Raw genomic sequence first — 20,617 nt, forward strand, 5'->3', positions numbered from 1 at the left:
CGCGGAAAACCCGCAGGGGTAGCGTTTCCCTTCATCTTTATGCAATCTCAACCTATACACAAGGAAAGAACATGATCAAAGTTGGCATCGTCGGCGGCACTGGATATACGGGCGTGGAATTGCTGCGCTTGCTGGCTACCCATCCAGATGTCGAGTTGACGGCGATTACCTCGCGCAAGGAAGATGGCTTGCCCGTTGCTGACATGTATCCTTCCCTGCGTGGCCACGTAAAACTGGCGTTTTCCTCGCCGGACAAGGCGAATCTGGCACAGTGCGACGTGGTCTTCTTTGCCACCCCGCATGGTGTTGCCATGGCGCAAGCTCCAGCCCTGCTGGCCGCCGGCGTGAAAGTCATCGACCTGGCCGCCGACTTCCGCCTGAAAGACCAGGCCAAGTTCGAGCAGTGGTACAAGATTCCCCACACGGCACCCGAGCTGATCGAGCAGGCCGTGTATGGCTTGCCGGAACTGAACCGCGAAGACATTAAGAAAGCCAGCCTGATCGCCAACCCCGGTTGCTACCCGACCACCATGCAGCTGGGCTTTTACCCGCTGCTCAAGGCGGGCCTGGTCAACGCGGGCGGCTTGATCGCCGATTGCAAGTCGGGCGTGTCCGGCGCCGGCCGCAAGGCGGAAATCGGCATCCTGTTCTCGGAAAGCAGCGACAGCTTCAAGGCCTACGGCGTGGCCGGTCACCGCCACCTGCCGGAAACGACGGCGCAATTGCAGCGTTTCACAAACGACAAAGTGGCGCTGACCTTCACGCCGCACCTGGTGCCGATGATCCGTGGCATGCACTCGACCCTGTACGCGCAGCTGAACAAGGATGTCAGCAATGAAGAATTGCAATCTTTGTTCGAAGAGCAATACAAGGATGAGCCATTCGTCGACGTGATGCCATTCGGCTCGCACCCGGAAACCCGCTCCACGCGCGGCTCGAACATGCTGCGCCTGGCCTTGCACCGTCCCGAAGGCGGCAATACCGTCATCGTGCTGGTGGTGCAAGACAACCTGGTCAAGGGCGCCTCCGGCCAGGCCGTGCAATGCATGAACTTGATGTTTGGCCTGAAAGAAACAGCCGGTTTGCAACACATCGCCCTGCTGCCGTAAAAATAGGCAGGCGTGCTTGCGCAGGTCCGGCGCCTTTTTGCCGGACCTGTGATAAATTGGATTGCCACCACCCCCGACAGGATGACGTTCATGTTCGAGCGCAACGCGAAAAACCCCATCGATACCCTGATCGGCGCTTCCACGCGGATCGAGGGCGACGTGCTGTTTTGCGGCGGCTTGCGCATCGATGGCCATGTGCGTGGCAATGTCACGGGCGAGCCGGGCGAGCCTACGCATGTGGTGCTGGGCGAGGCGGGCCGCATCGATGGCGAAGTGCGCTGCTCCAGCCTGGTCGTCAGCGGCGAGATCAATGGCCCCGTATATGTGTCCGAAATGCTTGAAATCCAGCCAAAAGCCCGCATTGTAGGAGAGGTCTATTACAAGGTGCTGGAAATGCACAGCGGCGCCCTGGTGCAAGGCAAGCTCAGCCGCCATGACAGCGCCGACCCCGTGCTGCACCTGGCCGTGTCGGAAATGTGAGCAGGAACAACACCGCCCAGCGGCATCAGCCGCGGCCGCAGCGCGAGTTGCGGCAACAGTCTATAATGAGTTAATGTTTTCTAGTAGGAGTGTCCGATATGAATGCCGTCGCTGAAATGCAAGATGTGATCCCTTCACCCATTATCTTTACCGATAGCGCCGCTGAAAAAGTCGCGCAGCTGATCGAAGAAGAAGGTAATCCCGACCTGAAATTGCGCGTTTTCGTGCAGGGTGGCGGCTGTTCCGGCTTCCAGTACGGTTTCACCTTCGACGAAATCGTCAATGAAGATGACACCACCATGGTCAAGAATGGCGTCCAGCTGTTGATCGATTCCATGAGCTACCAGTATCTGGTCGGCGCGGAAATCGATTACAAGGATGACCTGGAAGGCGCGCAGTTCGTGATCAAAAACCCTACCGCGACGTCGACGTGCGGTTGCGGTTCTTCGTTCTCGGTATAAAGTAGTTTTACCGGAATGTAAAAATAGCGGATCATTGATCCGCTATTTGTGTTTCTACATCTGCTCAACGTGGATACAGCGCACCCAGCACGCGTAAGCCCGCCGCGCCCGTCACCGCCGGCAAGTTGCCCGGTTTGCGCTGCGTAAAGCGCCAGGCCAGCCAGGCAAACGCCAGCGCCTCGACCTGGCTGGGCGCCACGCCCAGCGCTTGCGTGGACTCCACCGCCATGCCTGGCAATTGCCCGGCCAAGGCCGCCATCAGGCTGGCGTTCTGCGCTCCGCCGCCACACACATACACGGTTTCCGCCTGCGCCCCGTCGCGCGCGATGGCGTGCGCCAGGCTGGCGGCCGTCAGTTGGGTCAGGGTGGCCTGCACGTCGGCAGCTTGGGCGCCAGGGTGATTCGCCAGCTTGCCTTGCAGCCAGTCGGCGTGAAAGAGGTCGCGGCCCGTGCTTTTCGGCGCCGGCAAGTCAAAATACGGGTCATTGAGCAAATCCGCCAGCAGGGCAGGCAAGACGTTGCCCGTGGCGGCCCAGGCGCCGTTGGCGTCGTACGGCTGGCCCAGGTGCCGCAGGGTCCAGCCATCCATCAGGGCATTGCCGGGGCCCGTGTCGTAGCCCGTCACCGTGCCGTCCGCGTGCAGCACGCTGATATTGCTGATGCCGCCGATATTGGCCAGCACGCGCGTGTGGCCGGGCAAATTGAAAATGGCCTGGTGAAAAGCGGGCACCAGCGGCGCGCCCTGGCCGCCGGCCGCCACATCGCGGCTGCGCAAGTCGGCGATGACATCGATACCCGTCAGTTCAGCCAGCAGGGCCGGGTTGTTCAACTGGCGCGTAAAGCCCAGTTCAGGGCGGTGGCGGATGGTCTGGCCGTGCGCGCCGATGGCGGCGACGGCGTCCGCGACGATGCCTGCGTTGCTCAATAGCATGGCGACGCAGTCGGCGTAATGGCGCACGAGTTGATTCGCCGCCAGCGCTTCGCGTTCGATTTCATTCTGGCCGGCACTTTGCAATGCCATCAGGTCGGCGCGCAGGCTGGCGGGAAAGGCAATATACGCGTCGCCCAGGCTGCGCACGCTGCCATCGTCGGAAAAATCGACCAGGGCGCCGTCGACGCCGTCCAGGCTGGTGCCCGACATCAAACCGATATACAGCATGGGTATTTCCTTGAAGGCGTCAGTGATGGGTACATTGTGCCGCATTTTCCGGCGTACATAAAACAAAGGCACCGGCCATCTGCATGGGCGGTGCCTTTGACGATTGCCCGAAGGCAGTGTTGCTTAGCGCGACGCCAGTGCCGTGTCGTTTGGACGCAGCAGGGTGAAGCGGTGCATCATGTCGGCCGAGACCATGCGGAAGCGGCTCAGCTCGCCGGCCGTCAGTGGCGCCTGGGCTTGTACGTTCAGCTTGCTTGGGTCTTGTGCCACGCCGCCGACGCGGAATTCATAGTGCAAATGGGCGCCCGTGGACCAGCCGGTGGTGCCGACGTAGCCGATCACATCGCCCTGGCTGACTTTTTGACCTTTTTTCAGGCCCGAAGCGAAGCGGCTCATGTGGGCGTAGGCGGTGGTGTAGTTGGCCCAGTGTTTCAGGACAACAACATTGCCGTAGCCGTTTTGGCTGCCGACGGAATCGACCACGCCGTCGCCCGAGGCGCGGATGGGGGTGCCCGTCGCTGCGGCGAAATCGATGCCCTTGTGCGCTTTCCAGTTGCCGGAAATCGGATGCACGCGCATGGAGAAGCCGGACGAGATGCGGGAGAATTCGAGGGGGATTTCAGGAAGGCTTTTTTGAGGGACTTGCCGTCGAAACTGTAGTAACCGCCGCCTTGCTTGCTGGCTGGGTCTTCGAACCAAACGGACTGGTAAGTCGTGCCGCGGTTGGTGAATTCACCGGCCAGGATACGGCCCGCTCGGACGAATTCGCCATCTTGCCAGAACGTTTCGTAGACGACATTGAATGCGTCGCCGCGTTTCAGGTCGGAGCGGAAGTCGATATTGGTGGAGAACATTTCCACGATTTGCGCGGAAATCGAGTCTGGCAGGCGGGTGCCGTCCAGGCTGGAGTCGGTGGCGGCGAACAGGGTGGAAGTAATCTTGCGCGCGTGCATTTCAACGCGGCGTTCCAGCTGGGCTGCCACTTCCGTGGCTACGAACTTGTCGCCCTTGCGGGTGATCAGGATGTTCTTGACCGATTTGTCCGTGCCATCGACGAGGGTGGCGCGCATCCAGTTGAGGTCGCCGTTTTCGGTCGTTTGCGCTTGCACGCGCTTGCCCGATTTCAGCAACATCACGCCGCGCGCGATCTTGTCGGTTTTGATGAAATTGGCGGCCGCCGGATCATTCACGCCGAGACGGGTCAGCAGGGTGGCGAGGGTATCGCCGGCGCGGACTTTTTCTTCGTGGGTGAAATTCTGGTCTACCTGTTCCATCGCGGAAATTTGCGAAGCGAGATCAGGCATTTCCAGGTTCTGGGCGATGGACGTGACCGGCAAGTCGGATGCGTCGGGCGCCATGGGCGACACAGCGACTGCGCCGAAGGCGGCCACGGCGAGCAGCACTGCCGACGCGCCGATAATGCGTGCCTTGCGTGTCGTCGTCAGCTGTGTGTACAAGCGTGAGCTTGTGATTTTATGTATAGGGTTCATGCAATCAGTTAAAATTTGCCCTTGAACGTGACCTGAACTAATGCTCTTTGTTATTGTTATTTTGGTTCGTTTTCATACGGCAAGATTGATGGGATCGAGCATTATAACAAACTCCGCAAACCTACTACCATTTTGAGATTTATAGTCAAATTTTATGGAAATCAACACCACCGCATCGCCTGCCAAGGCTAACGCCGCTCAGACCGCACTTCCACTGTCGGACAGAGTACAAGAAGCCCTCGCGATTACCAAGCGTGGCGTCGACGAACTCTTGATCGAAAGCGAATTTGCGCAAAAATTAGCACGTTCCGAGAAAACCGGTGTTCCACTGCGCATCAAACTGGGCCTGGACCCGACGGCACCCGACTTGCATCTGGGCCACACTGTCGTACTGAACAAGATGCGTCAGCTGCAAAACCTCGGCCATCAAGTCATTTTCCTCATCGGCGACTTCACTTCCATGATCGGCGACCCTTCGGGCCGCAACGTCACGCGTCCGCCGCTGACCAAGGAACAGATCGAGATTAACGCGATGACGTATTTCGCGCAAGCATCTTTAGTGCTGGATGCCAGCAAGACCGAGATCCGCTATAACTCCGAGTGGTGCGATCCGCTGGGCGCGCGCGGCATCATCCAGCTCGCTTCCCACTACACGGTGGCGCGCATGATCGAGCGCGACGACTTCACCAAGCGCTTCCAGGGCGGCATTCCTATTTCCGTGCATGAATTCTTGTACCCGCTGATGCAAGGCTACGACTCGGTGGCCCTGAAATCGGACCTGGAACTGGGCGGCACGGACCAGAAGTTCAACCTGCTGGTGGGCCGCGAACTGCAAAAGCAGTACGGACAGGAGCAGCAATGTATTTTGACCATGCCGCTGCTGGAAGGTTTGGACGGCGTGGAAAAAATGTCCAAGTCGAAGAATAACTACATCGGCATCACGGAACCGGGCAACACCATGTTCGCCAAGCTGATGAGCATTTCCGACGTCATGATGTGGCGCTACTACGAGCTGCTGTCGTGGCGCTCGATCGCCGACCTGGCGCAGCTGAAGCGCGAAGTCGAAGAAGGCCGCAATCCGCGCGACGCCAAGGTTGCGCTGGCGCAAGAGATCGTCGCCCGTTTCCACTCGCAGCAGGCGGCCGAAGATGCGCTGGCCGACTTCGTCAACCGCTCGAAGGGCGGCATTCCCGACGATATCCCGGCAGTGACCCTGGCTGGCGCGCCGCTGGGCATCCCGCAATTGCTGAAACAAGCGGGCCTGTGCCCATCGACGTCGGAAGCCATGCGCAAGATCGACCAGGGCGGCGTGCGCATCGACGGCACCGTCATCAGCGACAAGGGCTTGCAAGTGGCGGCAGGCGAATTCGTGTTGCAAGTTGGCAAGCGCAGTTTCGCGCGCGTCACCTTGACGGCATGATCGCGCTGCTGCAGCGCGTTACCCAGGCGAAAGTCGACGTTGCCGGCGCCACTATCGGCGCCATCGACGCCGGCCTGATGGTGCTGGTGTGCGCGGAGCGGGGCGATACGGAAAAGGAAGCGGACGCCCTGGTGACCAAATTGCTCGGCTATCGCGTGTTTGCCGACGAAGCGGGCAAGATGAACCGCAGCGTGACTGACGTGGCCGGCGGCTTGCTGCTGGTGCCACAGTTCACGCTGGCGGCCGATACCAAGTCCGGCACGCGCCCGTCGTTTACGCCAGCGGCCGCGCCGCAGGACGGCTTGCGCCTGTTCACGCATTTCGTGGAGCAGGCGCGCCACCGCCATGCGAACGTGCAAACGGGACAGTTTGGCGCCGACATGCAGGTGTCGCTGACGAATGATGGGCCCGTCACGTTCTGGCTACAAGTGAACGTAAAACAATAACGATAAAGAGGAGCAGGCGATGAGATTGTGGAGCGTGACGTTTCGTGATGGCGGCCTGATGCCGGCCGAGTATGCCTTTGCCGAGATCGATCCGGCCAGCCGCGTGCGCCTCGCCGGCAACCGCAATCCCCATCTGGCCTGGGACGAGGTGCCGAACGGCACCGAGTCGCTGGCCCTGTTCTGCATCGACCCCGATGCGCCGCAAGACGCCAGCCTGGCCAACCGCGATGGCCAATCGCTGCCTTTGAGCGCGCCGCGAGGCGATTTTTATCACTGGAGCTTGCTCGACTTGCCGCCCGCCATGCGGGTTGTTGCCGCCGGGGAGTTTTCCAGCGGCATCACGCCGCGCGGCAAGCCTGCTGGTACTTTGTTGCGCCAGGGCATCAACGACTACACGGGCTGGTTTGCCGGCGATGCCGCCATGGCTGGCGATTATTACGGTTATGATGGTCCGTGCCCGCCGTGGAATGACGAGCGCATCCACCATTATATTTTCCGCCTGTATGCGCTCGACGTGCCAAAGTTGGCCTTGCCCGAACGTTTTACGGGGCAGCAAGCCCATGCCGCCATGTACGGCCACATCCTCGACGAAGCCCAGCTCGTCGTTGCCTACTCGCTCAACCCCGAGCTGGCACTTACCCTGAAGAAATAAAGCATGAGCACCACGATCTTACTGATACGCCATGGCGAAACGGCCTGGAATGCGGGCCGCCGCCTGCAGGGCCATATCGACATCGCCCTGAACGAGGCGGGCCTGGCGCAAGCTTGCGCGCTGGGGCAGGCGCTGGCCGATGAGCCGCTGGCCGCCATTCTCGCCAGCGATCTGCAGCGCGCGCAGCAAACGGCGCAAGCCGTGGCCGATGTGAAAGACTTGCCCGTGCAGACGGACCCCTTGCTGCGCGAGCGCTGCTACGGCGCTTTCGAAGGCTTGCTGTATGCCGACATCGCCGCGCGCTATCCGCACGAGTATGCGCAATGGCAATCGCGGCAGATCGATGCCGTGATGCCGTCCGGCGAGCGCGATGCCGAGAGCTTTCGCCAGTTCTATGCGCGCGCGAACGGCGCCATCGCCCGCTGGGCCGAACAGTATGACGGCCAGACGATCGCCATCGTGGCGCATGGCGGCGTGCTCGAATGTGCTTACCGCGAGGCGGTCGGCATGACGCTCGACAGTCCACGCGACTTCCAGGTGAAAAATGCCAGCGTCAACCGTTTTTCGTATGCTGACGGCAAGCTGCATTTAGTGCACTGGGGAAATATCGAACATCTGAGTGCACCCGCGATGGACGAGCTGGGCTAAGCGGCCCCATCGTCACTCTGACGCACTAATTCAAAAAATAGTGCTTATTAAATAGGCAGGGAATCGGTTAAAATAGCAGGTTCCTCCGTCCATTCCAGGTTCTTCAGTGCAAATCGGCCCTCACATTCTGCGCAACAACGTTTTCGTCGCTCCCATGGCGGGCGTGACGGATCGGCCTTTCCGCCAGTTGTGCAAGCAGCTGGGTGCCGGCTATGCCGTGTCGGAGATGGCGGCGTCGAATCCGCGCCTGTGGGCGACGGAAAAAAGCACGCGCCGCACGGACCACGAAGGCGAAATGGAGCCGAAAGCCGTGCAAATCGCCGGTGCCGATCCGCAAGACCTGGCCGATTGCGCCAAGTTCAACGTGGACCGGGGCGCGCAGATCATCGACATCAACATGGGTTGCCCCGTGAAGAAGGTATGCAACAGCTGGTGCGGTTCGGCCCTGCTGCAAAACGAAAGCCTGGTCGAAAAGATCCTGCACGCCGTCGTGAATGCCGTCGACGTGCCCGTCACCCTGAAATTTCGCACGGGCTGGAACCGCGAAAACAAGAATGCCCTGAGCATCGCCCGCATCGCCGAGCAGGCCGGCATCCAGATGCTGACCTTGCACGGCCGCACGCGCGCCGATGGCTACAAGGGCGATGCCGAATATGAAACCATTGCCGCCGTGAAAGCGTCGGTGGGCATCCCCGTCGTGGCCAACGGCGACATTACCAGCCCCGAAAAAGCGCGCTTTGTGCTCGATCAAACGGGCGCCGATGCCGTCATGATTGGGCGCGCGGCGCAGGGCCGGCCGTGGATTTGCCGCGAGATCGAGCATTTCCTGCGCACCGGCACCTTGCTGCCGGCGCCTTACGTGGATGAGGTGCGTAGCCTGATGGATGAGCATTTGCGCGCCCATTACGCGTTTTATGGTGAATTCCTTGGCGTGCGCACGGCGCGCAAGCATATCGGCTGGTATGTCAGGGATCTGGACGGCGGCGAAGCATTCCGACAGCAAATGAACTTGCTGGAGTCGACGGACGCGCAATTGCTGGCCGTGGATCAATTTTTTGAGTCGCAATGGAAATTTGGCGAACGGTTACAATACCGCCTCTCCGAATCCAGTGAAAGTGGCCTGATCGATGTGATCAAAACTACGGCCACGGCAGCATGAGCAGATAGCAACAAGCAGGGTAGTCAGTTAGCAGCAGGACAAGGGCGAGCGCCTATATACAGAGCGTCATGCAATATTAATTACAACACCGAGGCAAGAGGGCAGCAGGCGGACCGCATGAGCGGCGCGGCAGCGGATTGTCAGGTGTTCAGCCGGTTGAAGCATACAAATGAGCAAAGAAAGCATTCAGGAAGTCGTACAGAAAAGTCTAGAAGATTACTTCAATGACCTGGGCGAACAGCAAGCGTCGAATATCTATGACATGGTCGTGCTGACCGTGGAAAAGCCCATCCTGGAAGTCGTGATGACACGCGCCGATGGCAACCAGTCGCACGCCGCGCAGATGCTGGGCATCAACCGCAATACCCTGCGCAAGAAATTGCAGGAGCACGGTTTGCTGTAATGCCGGCATGCAAGTGACGCCAAGATTTGAATCCGCCGCCGCTTCGGTCAGACGACCGAGCGGTGCCATTCGCCAAGAACACTTAACCACCTAGCCACAGCCATGATCAAACAAGCTCTCCTCTCCGTTTCCGACAAGACCGGCGTTCTCGAATTCGCCCGTGCCCTGTCCGCCCTCGGCGTCAACCTCCTGTCCACCGGCGGCACCGCTAAATTGCTGGCAGATAACGGTGTTCCCGTCACGGAAGTTGCCGATTACACGGGTTTCCCGGAGATGCTCGATGGCCGTGTGAAGACCCTGCACCCGAAAGTGCACGGCGGTATCCTGGCGCGCCGCGATTTCCCTGAGCACATGTCGAAACTGGTCGAGCACGACATGCCGACTATCGACATGGTGGTGGTCAACCTGTACCCGTTCCAGGGCACGGTTGCCAAGGCCGATTGCACCTTGGAAGACGCGATCGAAAACATCGATATCGGCGGCCCGACCATGCTGCGTTCGGCGGCCAAGAACCACAAGGACGTGGTCGTCATCTGCGATCCGACCGACTATGACGCCGTGCTGGCGGAGTTGCGCTCGGCCGACGGCACTGCCGGCACGGTCAGCTACGACACCAAATTCATGCTGGCGAAAAAAGTCTTTGCGCACACGGCGCAATACGATGGCGCCATCACCAACTACCTGACCAGCCTGGGCCCGACGAAAGTGCACGCCGAGCGCGGCGCCTATCCGCAAGTGTTGAACGTTGCATTTGAGAAAGTGCAAGACATGCGCTACGGTGAGAATCCACACCAGAGCGCCGCCTTCTACCGTGATCTGGTCACCATCGATGGCGCGCTGGCCAACTACCGCCAGCTGCAAGGCAAAGAATTGTCGTACAACAACATCGCCGATGCCGATGCGGCCTGGGAATGCGTGAAGAGCCTGGGCGGCTTCGAGCAAAGCGCCGCCTGCGTCATCGTCAAGCATGCGAACCCATGTGGCGTCGCCCTGGGCAAGAATGCGGCCGAAGCGTACGCGCGCGCCCTGCAGACGGACCCGACTTCCGCGTTTGGCGGCATCATCGCGTTTAATACCGAACTGGACGGCGCCACCGCCGGCGAAATCGCCAAGCTGTTCGTCGAAGTGCTGATTGCCCCATCCTTCTCCGCCGAAGCAAAACAGATTCTGTCGAGCAAGCAAAACGTGCGCATGCTGGAAATCCCGCTGGGCAGCGGCGTCAACGCCATGGACTTCAAGCGCGTCGGCGGCGGCTTGCTGGTGCAATCGCCGGACGCGAAAAACGTCGGTATCGGCGACTTGCGCGTGGTCAGCAAACTGCAGCCTACGCCTCAGCAATTGGCCGACCTGATGTTCGCCTGGAAAGTGGCGAAATTCGTCAAGTCGAACGCCATCGTCTTCTGCGGCAATAACATGACCCTGGGCGTGGGCGCTGGCCAGATGAGCCGTATCGACTCGGCCCGCATCGCTTCCATCAAGGCGCAAAACGCGGGCTTGTCGCTGACGGGCTCCGTGGTGGCGTCGGATGCCTTCTTCCCGTTCCGTGATGGCCTCGACGTCGTCGTCGACGCGGGCGCGACCTGCGTCATCCACCCGGGCGGCTCCATGCGCGACCAGGAAGTGATCGATGCGGCGGACGAGCGCGGCGTGGTCATGCTCTACACGGGCACGCGTCATTTCCGTCATTGATAATTGAACCCAACGGCAATGACCGGGGTCGGACCCTGAGGGTCCGACCCCAGATGTTGTTCTGGGTTGCTGCGACACAATACGGCAGGCACCGGTTATTCACCGGTGCCTGCCGTATTCATTATAGAATCTGGCGATGATTATTCTTGGCATCGATCCTGGCCTGCGCACCACGGGCTTTGGGGTCATTGAAAAACACGGCAACAAGCTGCGCTATATCGCGTCGGGGACCGTCAAGACGAGCTCCGAAGGGGAATTGCCGCCGCGCCTGAAGATCATCCTGCAGGGCGTGAGCGAAATCGTCGGCACCTATCAGCCCGATTGTGCCGCCATCGAAAAAGTGTTTGTCAACGTCAATCCCCAATCGACCCTGCTGCTGGGCCAGGCGCGCGGCGCGGCCATTTGCGCGCTGGTCCACGCCGACCTGTCGGTGGCCGAATATACGGCCCTGCAAGTGAAACAGGCCGTCACGGGCCACGGCAAGGCGGCCAAGGAACAGGTGCAGGACATGGTTTCCCGGCTCTTGTCACTGCCCGGCTTGCCTGGCACGGATGCGGCCGATGCGCTGGGCGTGGCCATTTGCCACGCCAACAGCATCGATGCGCTGGCCATGATCAAAGCGCTGGCGCCGCAACTGCAGGGTCTGCGCATGAAACGCGGCCGTTTAGTTGGATAATCACTCTCAAATTTAACATTAGGAACACGCGATGATAGGCCGTCTCTCCGGTATTTTGCTTGAAAAGAATCCGCCACAATTGCTGGTCGATTGCCAGGGCGTCGGCTATGAAGTCGACGTGCCGATGAGCACCTTTTACAACCTGCCCCATGTGGGCGAAAAAGTCGTGCTGTTCACGCACCAGGCCATCCGCGAAGATGCGCATTTGCTGTTTGGCTTCGGCAATGCGGCCGAGCGGGCCGTGTTCCGCCAGTTGATCAAGATCACGGGCGTGGGCGCGCGCATGGCGCTGTCCATCCTGTCCGGCATGACGATTGCCGACCTGGCGCAAGCGATCACCTTGCAGGATTCGGGCCGCCTGGTCAGAGTGCCCGGCATCGGCAAGAAGACGGCCGAACGCCTGCTGCTGGAACTGAAGGGCAAGATCGGTGCGGATCTCGGCCCGCTTGGCGCGCATGCGGCGCCCGATGCGCAGTCCGATATCCTCAATGCCCTGCTGGCGCTGGGCTACTCGGACAAGGAAGCAATGGCGGCCGTGAAAAACGTGCCGGCCAGCAGTGGCGTATCGGACGGCATCAAACTGGCGCTGAAAGCGCTGTCGAAAGGCTAACGGGAACACGGCATGAGCATCCAGACCGATATCTTCACGGAGCAGCGCATCATCGACGCGGCGCCCATCTCGCACAACGAAGAGGCGATCGAACGGGCCTTGCGGCCCAAGCAGCTCGACGAGTATGTGGGACAGGAAAAGATCCGCGACCAGTTGGAGATTTTCATTACGGCCGCGCGCCAGCGCAAGGAAGCGCTGGATCACACCTTGCTGTTCGGCCCGCCGGGCCTGGGCAAGACGACGCTGGCGCACATCATCGCGCGCGAAATGGGCGTCAATTTGCGCCAGACCTCCGGCCCCGTGCTGGAGCGCCCGGGCGACTTGGCGGCGATCCTGACGAACCTGGAAGCGAACGACGTCCTGTTCATCGATGAAATCCACCGGCTGTCGCCTGTGGTGGAAGAGATTCTGTATCCGGCGCTTGAGGATTATCAAATCGATATCATGATCGGCGAAGGCCCGGCCGCCCGTTCCGTCAAGCTTGATCTGCAACCGTTTACATTGGTCGGTGCCACCACGCGCGCCGGCATGCTGACCAACCCGCTGCGCGACCGCTTCGGCATCGTCGCCCGCTTGGAGTTCTACAACACGAGCGAATTGACGAAGATCGTCACGCGCAGCGCCGCCTTGCTGAAAGCACCGATCGATCCGGAGGGCGCGCACGAGATTGCCCAGCGCGCGCGCGGCACGCCGCGTATCGCCAACCGCCTGCTGCGCCGCGTGCGCGATTTCGCGGAAGTCAAAAGCAATGGCGAAATCACCAAGGTGGTGGCCGACCGCGCGCTGGCCATGCTCGATGTCGACTCCGCCGGCTTCGATGTGATGGACCGCAAGCTGCTCGAAGCCGTGCTGTTCAAGTTCGGCGGCGGCCCCGTCGGCATCGGCAATTTGGCGGCGGCCATCGGCGAAGCGGCCGATACCATCGAAGACGTGCTGGAACCGTATCTGATACAGCAAGGTTTCTTGCAGCGCACACCGCGTGGCAGGGTCGCCACGCCGGCCGCGTATCTGCACTTCGGCGTCAGCGCGCCGCGCATCGGCCCGGGCGGCGAAGCGTGGGAATTGTGATGGCGGAAGAGGGAAGGCCGGGCATGCCGGGTATGCAGATCTGGATCGACGCCGATGCCTGTCCCGTGGTCATCAAGGAAATCCTGTACCGCGTGGCCGACCGCCTGGAGCTGCCGCTCACTCTGGTGGCCAACCAGGGCTTGCGCGTGCCGCCGTCGCGCTTCATCCGCACCGTGCAAGTGCCGTCCGGCGCGGACGTGGCCGATCAGGAAATCGTGCGTTTGCTCAATCCCGGCGACCTGGTCATCACGGGCGACATTCCGCTGGCCGCCGACGTGCTGAGCAAGGGCGGTTTTGCGCTGAATCCGCGCGGCGAGTTTTACACGAAGGACAATATCGCCCAGCAACTGACGATGCGCGCCTTCATGGAAGAGTTGCGCAGCGGCGGTGTGGACACGGGCGGCCCGGCCGCCTTCAGCCAGTCCGACCGGCAGCAGTTTGCCAATAGCCTGGACCGGCATCTGAGCAAGCATCACCGCAAGCCGGCAGCGCCGCAGACGTAAAAAAACCGGCGCAAGCCGGTTTTTTTGTGCGCGTAAAACTTAACGCATGACTTTTCTCGTGCCCACGACTTCCACCGTTACGCGGCGGTTCTTGGCGCGCCCGGCGGCGCTCGTGTTGTCGGCCACGGGCTGCGTTTCTCCCTTGCCTTCCGTGTAGACGCGGTTCGTTTCCACGCCTTGCGCCACCAGATAGGCCTTGACGGCTTCGGCGCGGCGCTGCGACAGTTTCTGGTTGTAGGCGTCGGAACCGACGGCATCCGTATGGCCGACCGTGACGATGACTTCCAGGTCCATGCCCGTCAATTGACCCAGCAGCTGGTCCAGCGCCGCCTTGCCTTGCGGCTTGAGCGTCGATTGATCGAAATCAAACAGCGCTTCAGAAGCAAACGACACTTTTTCCGAGACGGGCGCCGGCGCCGGCTTCACCTCGGCCACAGGGGCCGGCATGGTTTCGCTGATGGGCGGCAATGCCGCTGGCACCGGCTGGTAGGCTGGCGTGGCGCTGGCCGGGCGGCCCAGTTTATACACGAGGCTGATGGAATACAGGTCCGCATCGCCACGGTTGCCGACGGCGTCGTTCAGGCGATAACGCTCGACTTCGCCGCGCAGGGCCAGCGCTTCGCTGAACTTGTATTCCAGGCCCAGGCCCAGCTTGGCGTTGAGCTTGCGCTCGCTGGCATGGGTATTGGTCGAGCCCAGCAGGCGGTTGCCGCTGAATTCCGTGTTGGTCTTGGTGTAATGCATGCCGACCCGGCCCAGCAAGGACAGGCGCTGCGACAGCGGCAGCTGGCCCAGCAAGTCCAGGTTCACGCCGCGAAAGCTCGCTTCGCCGTTGAGTACGCCATTGCCGCTGGTGGTCGACTTGAAATCGAACTTGCCCAGGTCAAAGTAACCGGCTTCCACGGCGAAATACTGGTTCAGTTGCCGGCCGACAAACAATTTATAGCCCGTGTCGCGCTGGTCCTTGCTAAAACCGGTGACCGTCTCGCCGTTGGCGGCCAGGCTGGCGCGCAGACGCGGTTCGTCGATATTGGCGCGCGACTGGCCCACGCCCGCGCCGATGTACCAGGCGCTGTTGGCCCAGTCCGGGTTGATGAAAGTGTTGTCTTGCGCCTGCGCCGCTTGCGCTGCCAGCAGCGAGGCCGTCATCACGCCCAAGGCGCCCAGTGTGTGTGCGATAGTCATCGTCATGTCCCGATTATTTGGTGATCTGGTTGTTGCGCAGGGTAACGGCGGCGGCCGTCAGCACGCGGCCATTGAGCAGGGTCGTGTTGTCGCCCACCGTGATGGCGGCCGACTGGCCCAGGATATTGCCCTTGAAGACGCTGTTGGCGGCCAGGGTGGTGGGGCCGACGGGCAACCAGGTAACGTTGTCGGCGGTGGCGCCATTGTTCAGGGCAACGATGGAGTTGACGGTCGAATCGAGCGTCAATGCCGTGCGGAAGATGTACACGCCGGGACCGTTCAAGGTCAGGGTGCCCGTGATACTGATGGCGCCCGCATAGCAATACACGCCGGGGCCGAAGGTTTGGCCGCCAAGGTCGATGCCGCCGGCAAAGCTGACGTCGCAGGTCCGGCTATTACCGTCCGTGATCGCCGCTTGCAGATCCGTCATGGCGCCGGCCAGGATGGCACCCGATTTGTAGTTGGTAAAACCGGCCGCCTGGGTCGGATCGGTGGTCTGCGAAGGTGCACCGACGTCGCCCGTGATCAGGGTGGTGCCGCCCGAATTGTTCGTGATCGAGGTGCCTGCCAGCACGCCGAATGGCGCCGCGCGGCCCAGGATGATCGGGTTCAGCACGGGCGGGATGGCCACTGCCGTGATGGTCAGCAGTGCGCTGCCCGACTGGCCGCCAGCGGTGGCCGTGATGCTGCTGGTGCCGACGGCGATGCCGGTGGCCACGCCCGTGTTCAATACCGTGGCATTGGCGACGGTGCCCGAAGTCCAGCTGGCGCCGTTGGTGATGATGGCGTTCGAGCTGTCGGAATAGGTTGCCGTGGCAACGAATTGCTGCTGGGTACCGACAGCGATGCTGGCGGTGGCGGGCGTGACGGCGATGCTGACGATGGTGGCGGCAGGGACGGTGACGGTGGTGCTGGCCGTCTTGCCGTTGAAGCTGGCATTCACGACGCTGCTACCAAAGGCAGCGCCGGTGACGAGGCCACCGCTGGCGACGGTGACCGAGGCGGGCGTGACTGAAACGAAGCTGCTGCCGCTCGTGACGTTGATGCTGCTGCCGTCTGAATACGTGGCCAGCACGGCCAGCTGGCGCGTCGCAGCGACGGGCACGATGGGATTCTGCGGCGTGACGGCGATCGACAGCAAGGTGGCCGGGTTGACGGTCAAGACCGTACTGGCCGTGAGCGTGCCCGTGGTGGCAGTGATCTGCGTCGTGCCGGCAACCTTGCCCAGTGCCAGGCCGCTGGCGTTGATGCTGGCCGTGGCGAGGGTGGTGGAGGCAAAGGCCGATACGGCCGTGACGTCGCGCGTGGCGCCGTCGCTGAAGCTGCCGCTTACCGTGAATTGCTGCGTTGCGCCGATAGCGATGGATGGCGCGAGCGGCGTGATGGCGATGGCCGTCAAGGTCGCGGGCGAGACAGTCAACTGGGCCGCCGCGCTCTTGCCGCCGAACGCGGCAGCAATGTTCGAAGTGCCGGCAGCGATGCCGGTGCTCAAGCCCGTGGCGGCATTGACGGTCGCGCTGGCCGGCGTGGCCGACGTCCAGGCCGCCTTGGCGCTGACATCTTGCGCGGAGCCGTCGCTATACGTGGCGATGGCCGTGAATTGCTGGCCCGCACCGATGGCGACCGTCGCCGTGGCTGGCGTGACGGCCAGGCTGGACAAGGTGGCAGCCGGCAAGCCGAGGATGGGATCGCGTCCCTGGTCGCCGCCGCCGCAACCGGCGAGGGCGGCCATGGCCAGCAGCCCTGCCGAGACGAGCAGCGGGTTCAGATATCGTTTGAAGAGGTTCATGTGTGTTCCTTTGTGCATGGCAGTCACTGCCGGGCATCCGCGGATGAGGTCATCCGGCAGAGCCATGCCGCCCGTCGCTACAGGGCGATGGCGTCACAGGCATGCACTATTTCATTTAGGAAACTGGAGGTATGTGCGCTGGCGCGCTTAGCTTGTCGGCAATTGGAAAACTGTTCAAAAAGGAAGGATTCGGCCTGAAAAACAACGGCGTATGCGGGCAGAAGACGTAAAAAAGCCGACGCAAGGGTCGGCTTCATCAGGGCAGGGCGTGCGGTGATTACTCTGCGCGCACCCACGTCTGCGAGCGGCCAAACATCGGCACGCCGATATAGCCGCGTACTTGCAGCTTGGTGCCGCCTTCCGTCAGTTCTGCCTTGCTCTTGTAGGTCTTGCCATTGGCCGGGTCGGTGATTTCGCCGCCCGTCCATTCCTTGCCGTCATATTTCAGGCCGGACAGGATCACCATGCCGACGATGGGCTGGTCCTTGTTGGCGCCCGTGCACTTGTCGCACTTGGGATTCTGGTCTTCGTCAGGGCCGCGGAACAGCTTGTCGATCTTGCCTTGCAAGACGCCGTTGTTTTCCGTGATGACGATGAGCGATTTCGGCTTGCCGCTGGCGTCATCGATGGTTTTCCACGTACCGACGGGGGTGTAGTTGCCGTCGCGCGCGGTGGCGCTGCCGGCGATGGCCAGGGCGGCCATCATGATGCTTGTTGTGATGCTTGTTTTGAATATTGTATGCATTGCCAGTCTCCAATGGTTTTTTTGATCGGGTCACGAACAGTTTATATACCAAGGCAAGACCAGCGGTACTGCGCGGCGTCACTGGGACGGCCGCGCAATCCTTCCAAACTTGCCTTATGCGCTGGCTAGTTTAGCAAACTGTTCGCGCAATTTTTCAATTGTGGCCGAAAAACTGAGCAAACGCTCGTTTTCTTGCGCAACGATGGCGGCCGGGGCGCGCGCGACGAAGCTTTCATTGCCTAATTTGCTATTCACTTTGGCAATTTCCGCTTCGATACGGGCGATTTCCTTGCCCAGGCGTTCGCGTTCGGCAGCCACGTCGATTTCCACTTTCAGCATCAGCTTGGTGGTGCCGACGATGGCGACGGCCGCTGGCGAGTCCGGCAGCGCATCGACGATCTGCACGTCGGCCAGCTTGCCCAGCGACTGGATGTACGGTGCGTACGAGGCCAGCGCGGCCTTTTCCGTCGCATTGCCCGCTTCGACGATCAGCGGCACGCGCACGGAAGGCGAGATTTGCATTTCGCCGCGCAGGTTGCGTGTCGCGTCCGTCAAGGCTTTCAGCTGCTGCATCCACGCTTCGGCCGACTCGTCGATCTTGTCGGTGTTGGCGATTGGATACGGCTGCATCATGATCGAATCACCCTCAGCTTTCAGGGTCTTGCCGGCCAATGGCGCCACCGTTTGCCACAGCGCTTCCGTGACGAACGGGATGATCGGATGGGCCAGGCGCAGCACCACTTCCAGCACGCGCAGCAAGGTGTGGCGGGTGGCGCGCTGCTGGCCTTCCGTGCCCTGTTGGACTTGTACCTTGGCTACTTCCAGATACCAGTCGCAATACTCGTCCCAGACGAATTTGTAGATGGTGGCGGCGATATTGTCGAAACGGAAGTCTTCAAAGCCCTTGGCCACGTCCAGTTCAGCGCGTTGCAGCAAGGAGATGATCCACTTGTCCGCTTGCGACAGGTCGGCCTCGTTCGGCGTGCAATCCTTGCCTTCCGTATTCATCATGACGAAACGGGTGGCGTTCCACATCTTGTTGCAGAAGTTGCGGTAGCCTTCGCAGCGGCCCAGGTCGAAGTTGATGTTGCGGCCCAGCGAGGCATAGCTGGCCATGGTGAAGCGCACGGCGTCCGTGCCGTAGGCCGAAATGCCGTCCGGGAATTCCTTGCGCGTTGCCTTGGTGATCTTTTCCGCGTCGCGCGGGTTCATCAGGCCCGTGGTGCGCTTGACGATCAAGCCTTCCAGGTCGATGCCGTCGATCAGGTCGATCGGGTCCAGCGTGTTGCCCTTCGACTTGGACATTTTCTGTCCCGTCGAATCGCGCACCAGGCCGTGTACGTAGACGGTTTCAAACGGCACCTTGCCCGTGAAGTGCGCCGTCATCATGACCATGCGCGCGACCCAGAAGAAGATGATGTCGAAACCCGTCACCAGCACGGACGAGGGCAGGAAAGCCTTCATGTCCGGCGTTTCTTCAGGCCAACCCATGGTCGAGAACGGCACCAGGGCGGACGAGAACCACGTGTCGAGCACGTCGTCGTCGCGCTTCAACGTGCCCGTGCTGCCGGCGGCCTGCGCCTTGGCGATGGCTTCCGCTTCCGTCTTGGCAACGAAGATATTGCCCTTGTCGTCGTACCAGGCCGGGATTTGATGGCCCCACCACAGTTGGCGCGAGATGCACCAGTCCTGGATGTTGTTGAGCCACTGGTTGTAGGTGGTGCTCCAGTTTTCCGGCACGAACTTGATTTCGCCATTGGCGACCTTGTCCAGCGCCGTTTCCGCGATCGACTTGCCGGGGAAGAACGTGCCTTCCGGGGCCGGTTTGCTCATGGCGACGAACCACTGGTCCGTCAGCATCGGTTCGATGACGACGCCCGTGCGGTCGCCGCGCGGCACCATCAGCTTGTGCGGTTTGACCTGTTCCAGCAAGCCTTGTGCATCGAGGTCGGCGACGATCTGCTTGCGCGCGGCGAAGCGGTCCATGCCGCGGTAGGCCTCGGGCGCGTCGTCGGTGATCTTCGCGTCCAGGGTCAGGATGACGATCTGCGCCAGTTTGTGGCGCTGGCCCACGGCGTAATCGTTCATGTCATGCGCTGGGGTAATCTTCACGCAGCCCGTGCCGAATTCCTTGTCGACGTATTCGTCGGCGATGATGGGAATTTCGCGGTCGGTCAGCGGAAGTTTGAGCATCTTGCCCACCAGCGCTGCGTAGCGCTCGTCCGTCGGATCGACGGCCACGGCCACGTCGCCCAGCATGGTTTCAGGACGGGTCGTCGCCACCGTCAGGAAACCGCTGCCGTCGACCAGCGGGTACTTGATGTACCACATGGAGCCGTCTTCTTCCTCGGACACCACTTCCAGATCGGAGACAGCCGTGCCCAGCACGGGGTCCCAGTTGACCAGGCGCTTGCCGCGGTAGATCAGGCCTTGCTCGAACAGGCGCACGAAGACGTCGGTGACGACTTTCGAGCGCGGTTCATCCATGGTGAAATATTCGCGCTGCCAGTCGGCCGAAGCGCCCAGGCGGCGCATCTGGCCGGTGATGATGGAACCGGATTTTTCTTTCCATTCCCACACTTTTTCCACGAATTTCTCGCGCCCCAGGTCATGCCGCGAAATCTTTTGCGCGTCCAGCTGGCGTTGCACGACGATTTGCGTGGCGATGCCCGCGTGGTCGGTGCCGGGAATCCAGGCCGTGTTGTGGCCCAGCATGCGGTGGTAGCGGGTCAGGCCATCCATGATGGTCTGGTTGAACGCATGGCCCATGTGCAGGGTGCCGGTGACGTTCGGCGGCGGCAACTGGATGCTGAAGGAAGGTTTTCCCGCATCGAGGGTGGCGGTAAAGTAACCGCGCTGTTCCCACTCGGTGCGCCAGAATTGTTCAATGTCGGCGGGCTCGAAAGACTTGGCTAATTCCATGAT

19 protein-coding genes and 1 pseudogene are annotated in these 20,617 nt (G+C 61.3%); 14 read left to right on the top strand and 6 right to left on the bottom strand.

Annotation, left to right across the window (positions count from 1 at the left end; all coding sequences use genetic code 11):
• Positions 1–71: 71 nt before the first annotated feature.
• From argC to erpA, 3 genes are all read left to right on the top strand, one after another.
• On the top strand, positions 72–1,109 hold the full coding sequence (argC, locus tag CNX70_RS05005; protein ID WP_096233801.1) for an N-acetyl-gamma-glutamyl-phosphate reductase: 1,038 nt from the start codon (positions 72–74) through the stop codon (positions 1,107–1,109).
• 90 nt (positions 1,110–1,199) lie between these two features.
• Positions 1,200–1,589: a bactofilin family protein gene (locus tag CNX70_RS05010; protein WP_096238281.1), complete on the top strand. Its 390-nt coding sequence runs from the start codon at positions 1,200–1,202 to the stop codon at positions 1,587–1,589.
• Positions 1,590–1,687: 98 nt separating this feature from the next.
• Positions 1,688–2,050, top strand: a complete 363-nt coding sequence (erpA, locus tag CNX70_RS05015) for an iron-sulfur cluster insertion protein ErpA (RefSeq protein WP_029496047.1) — start codon at positions 1,688–1,690, stop codon at positions 2,048–2,050.
• A gap of 64 nt (positions 2,051–2,114) precedes the next feature.
• Here erpA and CNX70_RS05020 read toward each other — a convergent pair whose 3' ends face one another.
• Together CNX70_RS05020 and CNX70_RS05025 are read right to left on the bottom strand one after the other, a co-directional pair.
• Entirely contained in the window at positions 2,115–3,209 is a 1,095-nt protein-coding gene (locus tag CNX70_RS05020; RefSeq protein ID WP_096233802.1) for an anhydro-N-acetylmuramic acid kinase, read from the bottom strand.
• Between the two features lie 123 nt (positions 3,210–3,332).
• Positions 3,333–4,699, bottom strand: a pseudogene (locus tag CNX70_RS05025) (peptidoglycan DD-metalloendopeptidase family protein).
• Positions 4,700–4,853: 154 nt separating this feature from the next.
• Here CNX70_RS05025 and tyrS point away from each other — a divergent pair.
• From tyrS to CNX70_RS05080, 11 genes are all read left to right on the top strand, one after another.
• Positions 4,854–6,119 carry a tyrosine--tRNA ligase gene (gene tyrS, locus CNX70_RS05030; RefSeq protein ID WP_096233803.1) on the top strand — a complete coding sequence of 422 codons (1,266 nt, stop codon included), beginning with the start codon at positions 4,854–4,856 and terminating at the stop codon, positions 6,117–6,119.
• Positions 6,116–6,565 carry a D-aminoacyl-tRNA deacylase gene (gene dtd, locus CNX70_RS05035; RefSeq protein WP_096233804.1) on the top strand — a complete coding sequence of 150 codons (450 nt, stop codon included), beginning with the start codon at positions 6,116–6,118 and terminating at the stop codon, positions 6,563–6,565. The genes tyrS and dtd overlap by 4 nt, the downstream gene beginning before the upstream one ends.
• A 19-nt stretch (positions 6,566–6,584) precedes the next feature.
• Positions 6,585–7,217 (top strand): YbhB/YbcL family Raf kinase inhibitor-like protein, encoded by a 633-nt coding sequence (locus CNX70_RS05040; protein ID WP_096233805.1) that lies wholly within the window; start codon positions 6,585–6,587, stop codon positions 7,215–7,217.
• A gap of 3 nt (positions 7,218–7,220) precedes the next feature.
• The gene (locus CNX70_RS05045; protein ID WP_096233806.1) at positions 7,221–7,865 is read left to right on the top strand and encodes a histidine phosphatase family protein; all 645 of its coding nucleotides are present in this window, start codon (positions 7,221–7,223) and stop codon (positions 7,863–7,865) included.
• A 106-nt stretch (positions 7,866–7,971) separates the two neighbouring features.
• On the top strand, positions 7,972–9,024 hold the full coding sequence (dusB, locus tag CNX70_RS05050; protein ID WP_096233807.1) for a tRNA dihydrouridine synthase DusB: 1,053 nt from the start codon (positions 7,972–7,974) through the stop codon (positions 9,022–9,024).
• A 169-nt stretch (positions 9,025–9,193) separates the two neighbouring features.
• A complete protein-coding gene (locus CNX70_RS05055) occupies positions 9,194–9,427 on the top strand; it encodes a helix-turn-helix domain-containing protein (RefSeq protein ID WP_008445162.1) in 234 nt (77 codons plus the stop codon).
• A 102-nt stretch (positions 9,428–9,529) separates the two neighbouring features.
• Entirely contained in the window at positions 9,530–11,116 is a 1,587-nt protein-coding gene (purH, locus tag CNX70_RS05060) for a bifunctional phosphoribosylaminoimidazolecarboxamide formyltransferase/IMP cyclohydrolase (RefSeq protein ID WP_096233808.1), read from the top strand.
• Positions 11,117–11,252: 136 nt separating this feature from the next.
• Entirely contained in the window at positions 11,253–11,792 is a 540-nt protein-coding gene (gene ruvC, locus CNX70_RS05065) for a crossover junction endodeoxyribonuclease RuvC (protein ID WP_096233809.1), read from the top strand.
• A gap of 31 nt (positions 11,793–11,823) precedes the next feature.
• Positions 11,824–12,402 (top strand): Holliday junction branch migration protein RuvA, encoded by a 579-nt coding sequence (gene ruvA, locus CNX70_RS05070; RefSeq protein WP_071079482.1) that lies wholly within the window; start codon positions 11,824–11,826, stop codon positions 12,400–12,402.
• A gap of 12 nt (positions 12,403–12,414) precedes the next feature.
• Positions 12,415–13,470: a Holliday junction branch migration DNA helicase RuvB gene (gene ruvB / locus CNX70_RS05075; protein ID WP_071079481.1), complete on the top strand. Its 1,056-nt coding sequence runs from the start codon at positions 12,415–12,417 to the stop codon at positions 13,468–13,470.
• 32 nt (positions 13,471–13,502) lie between these two features.
• Positions 13,503–13,973 (top strand): YaiI/YqxD family protein, encoded by a 471-nt coding sequence (locus CNX70_RS05080; RefSeq protein WP_096233810.1) that lies wholly within the window; start codon positions 13,503–13,505, stop codon positions 13,971–13,973.
• 39 nt (positions 13,974–14,012) lie between these two features.
• Here the strand turns inward: CNX70_RS05080 and CNX70_RS05085 are convergent, their stop codons facing one another.
• From CNX70_RS05085 to CNX70_RS05100, 4 genes are all read right to left on the bottom strand, one after another.
• Positions 14,013–15,158: an OmpA family protein gene (locus tag CNX70_RS05085; protein ID WP_096238282.1), complete on the bottom strand. Its 1,146-nt coding sequence runs from the start codon at positions 15,156–15,158 to the stop codon at positions 14,013–14,015.
• A 13-nt stretch (positions 15,159–15,171) separates the two neighbouring features.
• Entirely contained in the window at positions 15,172–16,947 is a 1,776-nt protein-coding gene (locus CNX70_RS05090) for an ice-binding family protein (protein ID WP_244199041.1), read from the bottom strand.
• A gap of 277 nt (positions 16,948–17,224) precedes the next feature.
• Complete coding sequence (locus CNX70_RS05095) at positions 17,225–17,692, bottom strand: DUF2147 domain-containing protein (RefSeq protein WP_096233811.1); 468 nt, start codon at positions 17,690–17,692, stop codon at positions 17,225–17,227.
• A 114-nt stretch (positions 17,693–17,806) separates the two neighbouring features.
• On the bottom strand, positions 17,807–20,614 hold the full coding sequence (locus CNX70_RS05100) for a valine--tRNA ligase (RefSeq protein WP_096233812.1): 2,808 nt from the start codon (positions 20,612–20,614) through the stop codon (positions 17,807–17,809).
• Positions 20,615–20,617 lie beyond the last annotated feature (3 nt).

The organism is Janthinobacterium svalbardense (assembly GCF_002327145.1).
Taxonomy (GTDB): Bacteria; Pseudomonadota; Gammaproteobacteria; order Burkholderiales; family Burkholderiaceae_D; genus Janthinobacterium; species Janthinobacterium tructae.